The 13,036-nt window shown below is 46.6% G+C and carries 13 protein-coding genes; 4 read left to right on the top strand and 9 right to left on the bottom strand.

The genetic code is table 11. The features are described 5' to 3' along the window. Positions 1 to 38 precede the first annotated feature (38 nt). The 3 genes from DFP94_RS17815 to DFP94_RS17805 all read right to left on the bottom strand — a co-directional run bounded on the left by DFP94_RS17815 (position 39) and on the right by DFP94_RS17805 (position 3,165). Complete coding sequence (locus DFP94_RS17815; protein WP_114497817.1) at positions 39 to 1,508, bottom strand: amidase family protein; 1,470 nt, start codon at positions 1,506 to 1,508, stop codon at positions 39 to 41. 26 nt (positions 1,509 to 1,534) lie between these two features. Then, a complete protein-coding gene (locus DFP94_RS17810; RefSeq protein WP_114497816.1) occupies positions 1,535 to 2,014 on the bottom strand; it encodes a GNAT family N-acetyltransferase in 480 nt (159 codons plus the stop codon). Positions 2,015 to 2,160: 146 nt separating this feature from the next. Beyond that, positions 2,161 to 3,165, bottom strand: a complete 1,005-nt coding sequence (locus tag DFP94_RS17805) for an asparaginase (RefSeq protein ID WP_114497815.1) — start codon at positions 3,163 to 3,165, stop codon at positions 2,161 to 2,163. A gap of 184 nt (positions 3,166 to 3,349) precedes the next feature. Between DFP94_RS17805 and DFP94_RS17800 the strand changes: the two genes are divergently transcribed. Together DFP94_RS17800 and DFP94_RS17795 are read left to right on the top strand one after the other, a co-directional pair. After that, on the top strand, positions 3,350 to 3,700 hold the full coding sequence (locus tag DFP94_RS17800; RefSeq protein WP_114497814.1) for a helix-turn-helix domain-containing protein: 351 nt from the start codon (positions 3,350 to 3,352) through the stop codon (positions 3,698 to 3,700). A gap of 172 nt (positions 3,701 to 3,872) precedes the next feature. Continuing rightward, positions 3,873 to 4,493, top strand: a complete 621-nt coding sequence (locus tag DFP94_RS17795; RefSeq protein ID WP_114497920.1) for a spore coat protein — start codon at positions 3,873 to 3,875, stop codon at positions 4,491 to 4,493. Between the two features lie 136 nt (positions 4,494 to 4,629). Here the strand turns inward: DFP94_RS17795 and DFP94_RS26120 are convergent, their stop codons facing one another. Beyond that, positions 4,630 to 5,112: a hypothetical protein gene (locus DFP94_RS26120; protein ID WP_245954937.1), complete on the bottom strand. Its 483-nt coding sequence runs from the start codon at positions 5,110 to 5,112 to the stop codon at positions 4,630 to 4,632. A 452-nt stretch (positions 5,113 to 5,564) separates the two neighbouring features. Here DFP94_RS26120 and DFP94_RS17785 point away from each other — a divergent pair, with 452 nt between their 5' ends. Then, positions 5,565 to 6,953 (top strand): glycine--tRNA ligase, encoded by a 1,389-nt coding sequence (locus DFP94_RS17785; protein ID WP_245954936.1) that lies wholly within the window; start codon positions 5,565 to 5,567, stop codon positions 6,951 to 6,953. A gap of 790 nt (positions 6,954 to 7,743) precedes the next feature. Here the strand turns inward: DFP94_RS17785 and DFP94_RS17780 are convergent. Both DFP94_RS17780 and DFP94_RS17775 read right to left on the bottom strand, forming a co-directional pair. Further along, positions 7,744 to 8,715 (bottom strand): MerR family transcriptional regulator, encoded by a 972-nt coding sequence (locus DFP94_RS17780; protein ID WP_114497813.1) that lies wholly within the window; start codon positions 8,713 to 8,715, stop codon positions 7,744 to 7,746. A gap of 198 nt (positions 8,716 to 8,913) precedes the next feature. Next, positions 8,914 to 9,279 (bottom strand): helix-turn-helix domain-containing protein, encoded by a 366-nt coding sequence (locus DFP94_RS17775; RefSeq protein WP_114497812.1) that lies wholly within the window; start codon positions 9,277 to 9,279, stop codon positions 8,914 to 8,916. Positions 9,280 to 9,399: 120 nt separating this feature from the next. Between DFP94_RS17775 and DFP94_RS17770 the strand changes: the two genes are divergently transcribed. Continuing rightward, complete coding sequence (locus DFP94_RS17770; protein WP_147273865.1) at positions 9,400 to 9,780, top strand: hypothetical protein; 381 nt, start codon at positions 9,400 to 9,402, stop codon at positions 9,778 to 9,780. An 88-nt stretch (positions 9,781 to 9,868) separates the two neighbouring features. Here the strand turns inward: DFP94_RS17770 and DFP94_RS17765 are convergent, their stop codons facing one another. The 3 genes from DFP94_RS17765 to DFP94_RS17755 form a co-directional block, all read right to left on the bottom strand. Further along, on the bottom strand, positions 9,869 to 10,450 hold the full coding sequence (locus tag DFP94_RS17765) for a DUF4276 family protein (protein WP_114497810.1): 582 nt from the start codon (positions 10,448 to 10,450) through the stop codon (positions 9,869 to 9,871). After that, positions 10,450 to 11,652: an AAA family ATPase gene (locus tag DFP94_RS17760; protein ID WP_114497809.1), complete on the bottom strand. Its 1,203-nt coding sequence runs from the start codon at positions 11,650 to 11,652 to the stop codon at positions 10,450 to 10,452. The genes DFP94_RS17765 and DFP94_RS17760 overlap by 1 nt, the downstream gene beginning before the upstream one ends. A gap of 180 nt (positions 11,653 to 11,832) precedes the next feature. After that, a complete protein-coding gene (locus tag DFP94_RS17755) occupies positions 11,833 to 12,936 on the bottom strand; it encodes an amidohydrolase family protein (RefSeq protein ID WP_114497808.1) in 1,104 nt (367 codons plus the stop codon). Positions 12,937 to 13,036 lie beyond the last annotated feature (100 nt).

Below are 13,036 nucleotides of genomic sequence, written 5' to 3'. Positions count from 1 at the left end.
CCTTGTTTGTTATTTATAAAATACGTTCATGAAGATGATTAACCGAATAGCGGCTTTTTCCTATGCTTCGTCCGCTGTTCAAAAGCATAGGCGATCCGGATCAGTGCCGGTTCACTAAATGCCGGCCCGGCAAATGTAATACCAAGGGGTCTGCCGTTCTCCCTATATCCCGCCGGAACAGCTATGGATGGATATCCTGCTCTTGCACAAATCTCAGCCCCAACATAAGCCGGAAAAAGAATGGCATCCAGCCCATACTTCGCTACGGCGAAATCTATGCCTTCATTTTGAGCATAGTATAAATCGGTTATGGATTCCAATATGTAGTCGGGGTTCTTCAAGGGATGTTCCAACCGTGCCCGATACTTTAATAAATCTTGTCCATATTTTAGAGCCTGATCCGGTCTTGCTTCGTTCCATTCTACCAATTCGTTAAGCGTGTGAACGGGGGATCCAGGCGGAAGACTTTGAAGAAAATGTTCAATGCCGTGTTTAAATTCGTTATTTAATTTATTCCACTCCCATGTTCTATGGAATGACGGAATTTCTATATCTTCGATGATATTGGCTCCTGCATTTCTAAGTTCGGCTACGGCCTGGTTAAATATGGTTTCCTCATATTCGTCCGCGTCACGAAATTGCCCCGGGGAAACGTTCCTGTAAACTCCAATGGTTGCATTCCGTAGTCCATCTAGTTGCAAGTATGTCGTATAATCGATCTCTCCAGGTTCATTTCTCCAAGAAGCGGGATCTTCTTCATCTCTTCCGGCAAGTACGCTAAGCAAAATAGATGCATCCGTTACGGTTCGTGCCATAGCTCCGGCCGTATCTTGAGAATAAGAATAAGGAATCACTCCCGTACGGCTAACCAAACCGACTGTCGGCTTAATGCCTACAATTGAATTTTGTACTGCCGGGCTTAGAATGGACGCCGAAGTCTCCGTCCCTACCGCTACGCTGGTAAAATTAGAGGCCACCGCTGCAGCAGAACCGGAACTCGATCCGCCCACGAAAAAGTCTCCATACGGATTCTTAACCTGCCCGCCTTTGGAACTGTAACCGGCCCACATCTCGGAAGAAACCCCGTTCGCCCATTCCGTCAAGTTGGTCTTTCCAAGTATGACGGCTCCCGCCTCCCTTAACTTTCGAACAAGAAAAGCGTCCTTCGTGCTTGTGTGATTCTCCAAAGCCAAAGCCCCTGCGCTGGTTCTCATCTTGTCCTTGGTTTCAATATTTTCTTTCAATAGAACGGGGATGCCATGGAGAGGTCCTCTTGCGCCGCTTCTTTTTCTTTCCCGGTCCAAAGCCTCTGCAATAAAAATAACATCCGGATTGATTTCCATAACAGAGTTTATGTATGTACCGCTTTGGTCATATTTTGCGATTCGATGCATGTAGTACATGACGAGTTCTCTTGAGGAAACCTCCCCAAGATCCATGGCTTGCTGTAATTTAACAATCGTTAATTCCTCACCGGCAAGACTTTTAAGTTCAAAACTAGGTTCCATTCGACTTCCCCCTTAAAAAGGACTACTTATTTTTCGATATCCAACTCCATCCTTAAACTTTTGGTCTTCATCCCCATAGCCTTATAGAATTCAATGGCCGATTCATTAAAGGAGGAAACGCCTAATTCAAGGCTTTCGGCGCCTGATTCCCTGGCGTAGTCTATGGCTTGTTTAAACAATCGCTTCCCTACGCCTTTGCCTTGAAACTGAATATCGACGCAAATATCATTGATGTACAAAATCCTTCTGACAACGAAAACCGGGATTGCCGGCGTTTCCTCCACCTTGAGTATGGTATAGGCAATGATTCCCGACCGCTCATCTTCTACGATGAACACGTTGAAGATATCGTTATCCAAGCAAGACTTGAAATAGGCGAAATCGAGAGGATAATTAGCTGTATGTTTAAATAAATCCGGCCTGTTCGCTACATGCAGTTCGTGGAGCTGCAGATGCAGTTTTGCTATATTTTCATAATCCTCAATCCGTGCTTCCCTAATGTTCATCCTCAAGATCCTCTCCGCCTCTCTTATGCAGATACGTTACAGTTAATATGACCTCGTTTTTGGGGTATAGCTATGAATATTCATACAAAGCAAAAAAGAGGCGCCCGCTCGGGTGCCCCTTTAGCTTTTATGGGCTGATGCTACTTCTATTCTCCCTGATCCGAATGAACCGATAAGTCGCCCGCGACCGGCGTCTCAATGATCTCTTTGACCAGATCCAACGAGTCGCCCTGTCCAAGCGCCCACATCAATTTGGCAACCATGGCCTCCGTGTTCATATCGCCGGATAAGATCACGTTATACTGCGCCACCTTGCGTCCGACCTCGTACAAAAGCAGATCTTCACCTTCTTCCAGGCATTGCGTCGTAATGACGACCGCCATCCCCGACTCGGTGAGTTCCTGGATCTTCGGGAGCAAATTCCGACCTTCAAAAGGCAGCCCGCCGTTTCCGAAGCTTTCAATGATGATTCCCTTGTAAAGCCCTTTCAAGTAATCGAAGATTTCCGGCTTCATGCCCGGGTATAATTTCATCAAAAACACATCAGTGCAGAGCTTGGTATTCAGCAAAAGAGATGACGCGGCCGGCGCAGGCTTCCATTGATATTTCACTTCGTCCTTATTCACATAAGCCACATACGGATGATTGATGCTTTCGAACGCATCGTAGCTTTTGGTCCGCATCTTCACCGCCCGGGTACCCAGAATCACCCTGCCATCAAATACGATAAATACGCCGCCGACAGGTTCGCAAGCAAACCGGAGGGCGTCGGAGACGTTTTTTCGGGCATCGGTTTTCTGAAAGCTGATCGGAACCTGCGAGCCGGTGAGCACCACCGGTTTATCCAACCCCTGAAGCATATATGAAAGTGCCGAGGAGGTGTAAGCCAGCGTATCCGTTCCATGCGTAATAACAAATCCGTCGTAGTCATCATAGTATTTATAGACCGCTTCGGCGATGGTTGCCCAATCCTCGGGCTGCAAATTGGTGCTGTCCTGGTTCATTAAGATTTTCCCGTCAATCTTCAGGCCGTTGGACGGCTCTTGCAAGTATTGAAGCAACTCTTCGACGGACAGTCCGGGAACCAGTCCCTCATTCCCCTCCACCGAAGCAATCGTGCCCCCGGTCGCAAGCAATAATATATTTTTCATCAGCAACATCTCCATAGCGGGATAATGATCAAATTTCCGCAAAACGCGTATTTCTATTAGTAATTATAGATTTATATTTTAGGAAATCAAGATATTGTCCTCGATTCGCGTACTTTTTCTAGTTTAGTCCATCTTCCTATGCTATGATAATGAAGTCGAAATTATAAACATGGAGTTTGAGAGCATGCTGGAACATTTATCAGAGTTAAGAAAAAATCGAAAATGGTCCTTGCAGGAAACCGCCGATCAACTCGGCATCGCCAAAAGCACCTATGCGGGGTACGAAACCGGATACCGCGAGCCTTCTCTCCAATCTTTGTTGCAAATGGCCGATTTATTCGAAACTACCGTGGATTATATTTTGGGGAGATGTGACGAGGAGCGATGCGTGACGGAATTAACGGGTCTCCTAACCCGCCCTGATCCCGGAATCACGATAGACGGAGAGCCTTTGGCAACCGATGACATGATAGAGTTTGTCGCTTTTGTAAGAATGAAAAGATTGTTGAAAACACAAGGCCATGACGGACAGTAAGCCGTAACGGAATACTTGGTTAAAAAGGCTCCTTTCACCTTGCCGGTGAAAGGAGCCTTTATTTGTGACGATTCCTGCCCATTCTCCATACCTTTTTTAGAATGAAAAAACGAGTACCGGGCAACTATATCTATGTAACTTATGTACACAGGAGGGAATCAGGTTGCAAAATATGAACCAAGCGGGATATCAGCAAGCGCCAAACCTGTCCATGAATCCATCGATGGGGAAAAACCATGGCGGCCATGAATTTTTCGATGCTCACGAAGTCATTTCCAGTGTCATTTGCATGCTGGATCAATACCAAATGTACGATCAGTACGTGAAAGATCCCGAGTTGAAGTCCATTCTTCAACGACAATCTTCGTTCGCTACTCAAATGTACAATACGATCGTCGATTGCTTTCAGACCGGACAGGATCCGGAGGTTCCTACACAGCAATACCGAATGACACAAAACAACGACGTCGTATACGGGCTCACGCCGGGCCAACCGAAAAAGCCCGCTCAATCCGCACAGGAAATTTCCGACCAGAACATTTCCGGGTTTATGTTAGGAAACACCAAGTCGCTGTCCTCCATGTTTGCGATGGCGGCCCTGGAAATCACGAACCCCGTACTCCGCCGCGTCGTTGCGGACAGCGTGCCGAACCTGATCGAGCTCAGTTATGAAATCTTCCTTTACCAGAACAAGCACGGATATTATCAAGTGCCGCAGTTGAAGGAACAGGATATGAACGTGATGCTAAACAGCTATACAAAGGCTCCTCTAAACGGAACCATGCCCCATTAAAACTCTTGAGCTGGATTTAAGAACGATACGATCTTAGTCCAGCTTTTTTCTAATTCAACCGCCAAACTTAAACACCGGAAGGGGTGCCTTTCGTAAAACCATATGGGATCCCGGGCAAGATGTTGCTTAACTTACCTTATTCAAGCCCCGCTTGCGCTTTGGTCAATAGCTTCCCCTTGTGGAACGAGAACACTGCATTGGCTCCCAAATCTCCGGTGCCATGGTAAGAGTACACCACCATATCCTCCGCTTCGCTGACCGCCTCTCCGTCTCCGCCGAGGATCTCGGATACTTCTTTATAGGTCATGCCTACTTCCGTTTTTTCATACTGCTCCAAGGTGATTTGTACTCCATCCCCATTGTCGGACGGCCCATTGTCTACCGGAGCGAGAGTTGCGGTCTCGCCTTCCGGGACATCGACACTCGCGGCGACCGCGTTCGATTTCATGCCTTCCAAAGCTTTTTCCACCTCGGCCAACTGCTGCTCCAACCCGGCTACCTTTTCGTTCAAGCTGTCATAATCCGCCTGCGATGGCCCCGAGGAACCGCATGCCGCAAGCGTAAACGACAATAGCAGCATGAAAGGGACGCCAAACCACAACCTCATCACTTGTTTCATTAAAATTACACCCCATTATGAAAATTTTTAACATTAACAATTTTAAATAGTTTATCACAATGGGTTTTTGCCTGTAACTGAGACTTTAGATCCAGGCTAATATACTTAGGCTAAAAATTGTATTTGCCGCTTGAGTATTGCTTCACTTTGAGATAATATTACTGCAAAGAAGGATACTGGCTATGATGGACCAATAGTACTTGATTGTCTTGCCCATTCAGCGATTCGGGGGCGGTGAAAGCCCGGAGGAAGCATCAAGGAAAAGGCAGTCCGGAGCCGGAGACTCGGAAAAAGAGGGCGATCCCGCAGGGAACGTCAACTAGGGTGGAACCGCGGGTGCATACAGCTCTCGTCCCTGGGCATCGGTTGGATGCCTTTGTGACGGGGGCTTTTTTATCGTTTCCGGTTAGCGGGCATCTGAAGCAATTCAATAATCGAAGGAGAGATCAACCATGAGCAGTACCAAAACAATGGATCAAGTCGTCGCGCTGGCCAAGCATCGCGGATTTATTTTTCCGGGATCGGAAATTTACGGCGGTCTGGCGAACACTTGGGATTACGGCCCGCTCGGCGTCGAACTGAAGAACAACATCAAACGCGCCTGGTGGAAAAAATTCATCCAGGAGTCCCCTTACAACGTCGGTCTGGATGCAGCGATTTTGATGAACCCGCGGGCTTGGGTCGCTTCGGGCCACGTCGGCAATTTCAACGATCCGATGATCGACTGCAAGCAGTGCAAAGCACGCCATCGCGCGGATAAAATCATCGAGAATGCCCTGGACGCGAAGGGTATCGAGCTGATTGTCGACGGCCTGTCATTCGACCAGATGAAAGCCCTGATCGACGAGCACCAGATCGTCTGCCCGGATTGCGGAAGCCGCGACTTCACGGATATCCGCCAATTCAATCTCATGTTCAAAACATTCCAAGGGGTTACGGAGTCCAGCACCAACGAGATTTATCTGCGTCCGGAAACGGCGCAGGGCATCTTCGTCAACTTTAAAAACGTGCAGCGCACCATGCGGAAGAAAATGCCGTTCGGCATCGGCCAAATCGGCAAGAGCTTCCGGAATGAGATCACCCCGGGCAACTTTACGTTCCGGACGCGCGAATTCGAGCAAATGGAGCTTGAATTTTTCTGCAAGCCCGGCGAAGACCTCAAATGGTTCGAATTCTGGCGCGGCTTCTGCCGCGATTGGCTCTTGGCACTCGGCATGAACGAAGGAAACATGCGCCTGCGGGATCACTCGGAAGACGAGCTGTCCCACTATAGCAATGCCACGACCGACATCGAATACCGCTTCCCGTTCGGATGGGGCGAGCTGTGGGGCATCGCTGACCGGACCGATTATGACCTGAAACAGCATATGGAGCATTCCGGCGAAGATTTCAACTACATCGACCAGGAGTCGAACGAACGTTATGTTCCTTACTGCATCGAGCCGTCGCTCGGAGCCGACCGCGTTACGCTGGCCTTCCTAGTGGATGCCTACGAAGAGCAACAGCTCGAAGGCGACGACAGCCGGACCGTGCTCCGCCTTCACCCCGCGCTCGCGCCGTTCAAAGCGGCCATCTTCCCGCTGTCGAAGAAGCTCAACGAAGGAGCTCAGCGCGTGTTTTCGGAATTAACTTCCGACTTCATGGTCGACTATGACGATACCGGCTCCATCGGCAAACGGTACCGTCGCCATGACGAGATCGGTACGCCGTACTGCATCACCTACGACTTCGAATCCGAGACCGACGGCCAAGTCACCGTGCGCGAACGCGACTCCATGACGCAAGTGCGGATGCCTATCGCCGATCTGAAGCAATTCCTGAGCGATCGGATCAAGTTCTAAAGTAATCCCCCTCCCGCCGAAACGGCGGAGGGGGATTTTTTTACGAGCCAAGGTGGTTCGCAAAAAAAAGAGATACCCTTAATGAGACACCCTTGAGGGTACCTCAGGTTTTCTCGGGAAGCAGGCGAAGACCGGCAAAGGGGCAGCATAGGCTGATCTACCGGGATTGCCGGGGATTGCCGGGATTGCTGGGATGCTGGGATTTGCGGGATTGCTGGGATGCTGGGATTGCTGGGATTGTTGGGATTGGCGGGATTGCTGGGATGCTGGGATGCTGGGATTGCTGGGATTATCCGGGATTACCCGGACTCCTGGGGATTCCAGGTGCATATTAAGAGCACCTGCCAATTCACAGGTGCTCTCATCCGCTCTGCTGGAATAGCGGCCTTTTGGGTCGCTATTCCGCGTTTTTTGGGTACTTGGCTAGAAATAGCGTACTTTGGGGACCTTATTTCGGAGGAAATGAGCCATTGGATATCTTTTAGCTGGTTTATATTAAAATAGCGGCCTAAAAGGACGCTATTCACCAATGTCTTGCCTATTTGAGGAAATAAGGTCCCAAAAGGTCGTTATTTGCGCTCCAGTATAGCAAAATTTCCGGTTGCGGAGACTGCATAATGTCCATGGCAAGCACAGATGACCGCAGCCGTGCAGCACATGAAGGAGATGGCGATCGCTTGCAGGGATCTCTATATAAGTCCACGGCAACGGTTCACTGCCTGCCGCCAAGCAAGCCGCACCCCGCGCTGGGAGTTGCGCGTGGTGCGAAGCGGCTCGGCACGACTCACTCTTACTGTGACTTCGGCTTAATCGGCACCAGCAGGTCCAGTTGTATTCTTTTATCCACCTCTTCATTGGTCAATGGATACAAATTAATGTAATTCAAATGTTCTTCCAGGCAGCCATGCATGGATTCGGAGTCGCTCCAGTTCGCTTCATACTCGCCGCTGTTCTCGACCCATTCGATAAGCCAGCCCCACTCCTCAAAATTCCCCATAGGGATCATATGCGCGGCGTATAGGCCTCCGGGGAATTCCTTTTTAACCCAAGGCTCCGGCACCTCCAGATCGTCGGGGATGGTTACCCATCTCTCGTACCCGTGCTCGCTGCCGACAGGGTGGTTAAAGCCATAGTGCCGCAGGTCAGGCTTAACGCTGGCCAGTTTCGCTTCGGTCATGAATTTTTGAAGCTCTTTCCCCGTGTCGGATTCGGGCGCTCCGCCCACCGAATGTATAGCGGCTACAGTGGCAGGGGGCAAGTAAACAATGCGTACGTCGCTTAGCTTGGATAGATTTTTGTCGGCTGCATTCAAATCATTCATTCTTGGTTCCTCCTTAAGATGGTGTTTCATTCCCGGGAGAGATCCGATGGCACGAAGTATGGACTCATCAGCCAGTAATGCGGGGTCCATTTTGACATCTGCGTTTTCCGTCAGACGGCTCACGAAAGTATCCAAAACAGACTTGATCGTATATAACGCCGTGATTTCGGTTGAAAGCTCTTTAATCTTCGCCTGAAAAATTTCCACAGTCGTCCTGGACTCTTCGCTAAGAAGAATTTTCTCGATTTCTTTTAGTGGAATTCTCAGCTTTCTTAAGATTAAAATCTGTTCCAATCTCGTTAGGGAATCCTCATCATAGGTCCGATAGGCGTACCCCTCTTTTTTCAAGCTTGGAAGTAACCCGATTTGCTCATAGTACCGAAGCATTCTTGTGGTGATGTTATAGTTTTTCGTTACCTGACTGATGGTCTGCAGTTCCATATGATCCTCCTTTCACAATCAGCTTAAGGTGCGACACAACGTCAAAGTCAACGGGCTGAGAAGTATATTTTTTATGTTCTTAAAAGTTCGTTCCCACTCGAGTTGAACCCTTTTCTCCTCATAATAAAAAAAGAGGGGGAGCCCCCTCAAGTCCGATAAATCTCATATACTGCGAAAATAAGCCGGGAAGATCCCGGCTTATGATTTCTTTAGATCATTCTGAATGTCCATCGTATTCAAAATATCTTTAATCACGCGGAAGATAAGCTTATTTTCTTCCACTGAACGAGAATGCATCAAAGAACTGATGGCTGTTAGCACTTCGGCTTTATCCGTTCTTGAATCCATATCCTCAAACTCATGAAATTGAAACATTACTTCCAACGGGACATCCAGACCTTGAATGATTTTCTCAAGCGTCTCCAATGAAATATTTCGTTCCCCGCGTTCTACAGTTCCTATGTAGGAGGCATTTACTCCGGCTTTTTCTGCAAGCTCTTCTTGCGTAAGCCCCTGTTCTTTTCGTAATTGTTTAATCCGTTCACCGATTAATTGCAGTAGCACAATTTACCACCTCTCTATCAGATTAGAGAAGCATTGTGCCCATAAACAGATCATTATATTCTTATTTTATTTGAAAATAGTGCTTATATGCACTAAAATTATATAAAGAGTTACACTTTATTGGAGGAAGGGAAAGATATGCAGTATCTCAATGTTTCCTTGGAACCTTTGGATCATGCCCACGAAGTTTATTTTTACGGAGAGATTCTGACCGTGCAGTATACATTAATTAGCCCTCCTCTTACTAATAACTACAAAAGATTATATCGAAACACTAATGAAGCCATGCAGAAATTCCTATTAAAGCAGGCAGCAGATCAAGTTCACATCAATTTGTTTGTAAAACATATTGATGTTATGACTGTAGGGGCTATTCGTGGGTTTTTGGAGGTGACTTCAGGTAAAAAAGAAAACCATCTTCCTTCGAAGAGAAGGTTGATGGTTTGGGTGACTAATCAAGAGAAGAAGGATTGTAGGGCGTTGGGATATTATGAAGTTTAAAATATTTATACTTTATGATACGGTTTTTCGTACTGTCTGTAATATCAAACAAAGGGGTACCCACCTTTTAAAAATCCTCTTAACCAAGTCATTTCACTAAATTTATAATACCATCCCTAAAAACTTTGAAGCTCGTCGATCTATTACTCCACGGATCCATGTGTAACGCTATTTTTTCTGCAGCTTCCGTCTTTACCAAACCAGTGCGGTAACCGTATTGAATCAGCGTCTTATCTAATGCCTCCCATGTTCCGCCTGGGATTTGATCCGGATTTCTAAATCGAATTTGTTCCCCTAGACTTTCTGGAATTCTTGGATAAACAGCCCTGAGAGCGGCCACATCACCGAAAAACCATGCTTCTAATTCTTCAACAACAATCCGGTTTAATGTAATATCCCTGACTCCGCTTACATTAGCTGTATCGACCATAAATTGTTTTAATTCTTTGCAATCCTGCCTATCCTCATCTACTAAAACAACAATTCTAAAATCCCAATCGTTCCTCAATTTTGAATACCCTCGCAACCGTGATTCTAGCTTCTTCATTAAATCTTGTTTACTACGAAAATTATAAACATCGAAGCTATGTTTTGTATCAATTATCTTAGGAATCAGAACATCTAGTGCCTTTTTCATAGACAGTTCCTCTACAAGTACTTCTAAATGCACTACCCATTACCCCTTCCAAAATACCCCTCATACCAAAGGCTTCCTAATGAGGCACCCTCAGACATGAATTCTGGAATACGCTTTATTTTATCTGCTCTAATAATACTGGCGTAGCCCTTATCATTTCTATTCATTATCCATAATTCTTCAGATTTTAGAGCATCAATAAAGTATGGAGAGTGAGAAGAAACAAATACCTGAGTTCCTTTTTCTCCTATACCGCCCCTAGCATGGGCCCGAAACTCCTCTGCTAATATATTTAAAAGTTTTGGATGTAAGCCATTCTCCGGTTCTTCAACGCAGAGTAAAGGCGGTGGGGTAGGATCATACAATAGTATTAAATAAGCAAACATTTTTAATGTTCCATCTGAAACATTTCTTGCAAGAAATGGATCTTTAAAAGGCCCGTCTTTAAATTGTAGGACCAACCTACCATCAACTGTTCTTTCCGATTTTATTGTCTCTAATCCAGGAATACGGTCTGCTACTCTTGTTAATATCTCCTCGAATGTGTTAGGGTGTTCTTCACTTAAATATTGCACAACATTTGCTAGGTTATCGCCTGTTCCAGAAAGATGTTCTGCTGCACCCGATTCGGGAATTTGCCTAGCTTTATCAGGAATAAAATAAGACAAAAACCACCCTTCAATAAATCTTCTTAAACTTGCTACACGTGGATGCTCAGCTAATTGTCCTAGACTCTTAATAGCTAAGATATCAGGACTATCCATTCTTATAGCCTGCCTCTCATCACCTTCTTCTGGTGAATCCCCAGTTATAACAATACCCTCTCCGTTTTTGATATCTAGGAATCTATATGGTGATCCATATTGTTTTCCTCTTCTCCATTGGAGGTACTCATGAGAAACATAAGGTTTTCCATTCTTCTCATCAATAGATATATGATACGTAATTGGAGTCGAGTTCAGACGATTTAGGTAGTCTGCTTCTCTGTATTTAATAGTAAAAGAAATTGGCCCATCTGCATTCCTAGAACGGACCTCAAGAAATCTCCCTCTAGATTCCAGAGCCTTTTTGACATTTGATTGTAAACAATCCGCTAAAAATCCAAAAACATCGAACAAGGTCGACTTACCTGTACCATTTGGCCCTAACACTACATTTATTGGCTGTAGATCAGATAATGTCACATTTTGAAGTAGTTTATAATTTTTTATAGTGATCTGTTCAATGAATGGCAATTCAAATCAGCCCCTTTATAACGATTATTTTAAGTTTATTTACAAAATAAACCATAGTCAAATAAAAAAATTAATTTTAATTTCGATGCAGTTCCTCGAATATCTTCCCCGTTCAGACCCATCCTATACTCAAAGCACATGAGCCGATAAGCCAGTTCCATATCCGACGCACCCAAATACCTACTTCTCCACATCCCCCTCCAACTCAAAAATCACCTCATTCGCCATCCGCTTATTCAACTCATACGTCTTGAACTTCCCGGCTTTGGCAGACAGCTTTTTGATCGTCTCGATCTGCGTCTGAGTCGGAGGCTGGCGCTCGATCAGTCCTTCGTAGTTCTGATAAGCGACCTTCAAGGCGGTTTCCGGGGAGAGCAAGTCGATCATTTCATAGATGCCTTTCGCCGCTTGGTCCCTCGACAGGTCGAAGCCCGAATCGGTGGACAGCATGAAACGGTCGGGGTACTTTTCCATCAGCGGCACGTAATCTTCCAGTTTGTTGATGCTGCTCGGACTATAGGCCGTAAACCCTGCAAAAAAATCGATGTATAAGTTGGGATGTTTGCTTAGGAGCGGTTCGATATTTTCCGGAGAGTTATGGGCGTTGGCGTGCCCGAAAATGAGGATCGCATCGGGATGCGCATCCAGGGATTCCTCCAATTTCGCGACGGGCTTGCCGTTAGGCGGGTCGATATGCAGAAGAATCGGCACCTGATACTGGGCCGCAAGATCATAGATTTTCGGAAAGTTACCGTCATTGGGGTGCTCGGCCTTCCAGGGCAATCTGGACACGGATTCCGAAAACGTCGAAGCGGCGGCCACTTCTCCGATGTTCAAGTAGCCCTTCTCCAGATTGTTCCGGACGATGTCCAAGCCCTCCTCCTCATAAATGGGAAATCCCGCAAAGGAGGGATACACGTTCCCGGGTGACTTTTGATATTCCTCCCAGGCTAATTGATCCGTATACTTGGCACTAGGTTCCGATATGCTTCCGAACAAAACGATTCGGTCGATTCCGACCTTTCTCCAGTTCTCAATGGCTACCGGGTTGGCCGCATCATGGTTATGTATATCGATGACCGTGAGATCGCGATAAACCTCGTGCAGCTCCTTGTCGGGATCTTTGTTTTTGCGGAGCTTCTCGATGAGGGCGACTTCATCCTTAGGGGTGTACTCGGTCAAAGGCTTTACGATGACTTCCGTTTGCTTCGGCGCGCATCCTGATAGTGTGACTGCTGCGAGAGCCAGCGCGCAAATTCCAAAATACCGCAGCTTCGTGGGCATAGGCGGTTCCTCCATCCTCATATTTTTATAACGATCTTGCTTTCGCTGCATAGCCGCCTTGAAGCGACAGGACCCGATGCTCCATCTCTATTTTGAATAT

Origin of the sequence: Fontibacillus phaseoli (assembly GCF_003337355.1) — a bacterium.
GTDB classification, from domain to species: Bacteria; Bacillota; Bacilli; order Paenibacillales; family Paenibacillaceae; genus Fontibacillus; species Fontibacillus phaseoli.
The sequence above is the reverse complement of the archived record's forward strand: the minus strand, read 5'-3'. Positions and strand labels throughout refer to the sequence as shown.

Bases quoted from the DNA above. Each gene is read 5' to 3' on its own strand.
- DFP94_RS17785 (WP_245954936.1), top strand. From the start codon at position 5,565: ATGAGCAGTACCAAAACAATGGATCAAGTCGTCGCGCTGGCCAAGCAT.
- DFP94_RS26120 (WP_245954937.1), bottom strand. From the start codon at position 5,112: ATGAAACAAGTGATGAGGTTGTGGTTTGGCGTCCCTTTCATGCTGCTA.
- DFP94_RS17755 (WP_114497808.1), bottom strand. From the start codon at position 12,936: ATGCCCACGAAGCTGCGGTATTTTGGAATTTGCGCGCTGGCTCTCGCA.
- DFP94_RS17810 (WP_114497816.1), bottom strand. From the start codon at position 2,014: ATGAACATTAGGGAAGCACGGATTGAGGATTATGAAAATATAGCAAAA.
- DFP94_RS17815 (WP_114497817.1), bottom strand. From the start codon at position 1,508: ATGGAACCTAGTTTTGAACTTAAAAGTCTTGCCGGTGAGGAATTAACG.
- DFP94_RS17805 (WP_114497815.1), bottom strand. From the start codon at position 3,165: ATGAAAAATATATTATTGCTTGCGACCGGGGGCACGATTGCTTCGGTG.
- DFP94_RS17795 (WP_114497920.1), top strand. From the start codon at position 3,873: ATGAACCAAGCGGGATATCAGCAAGCGCCAAACCTGTCCATGAATCCA.
- DFP94_RS17800 (WP_114497814.1), top strand. From the start codon at position 3,350: ATGCTGGAACATTTATCAGAGTTAAGAAAAAATCGAAAATGGTCCTTG.
- DFP94_RS17780 (WP_114497813.1), bottom strand. From the start codon at position 8,715: ATGGAACTGCAGACCATCAGTCAGGTAACGAAAAACTATAACATCACC.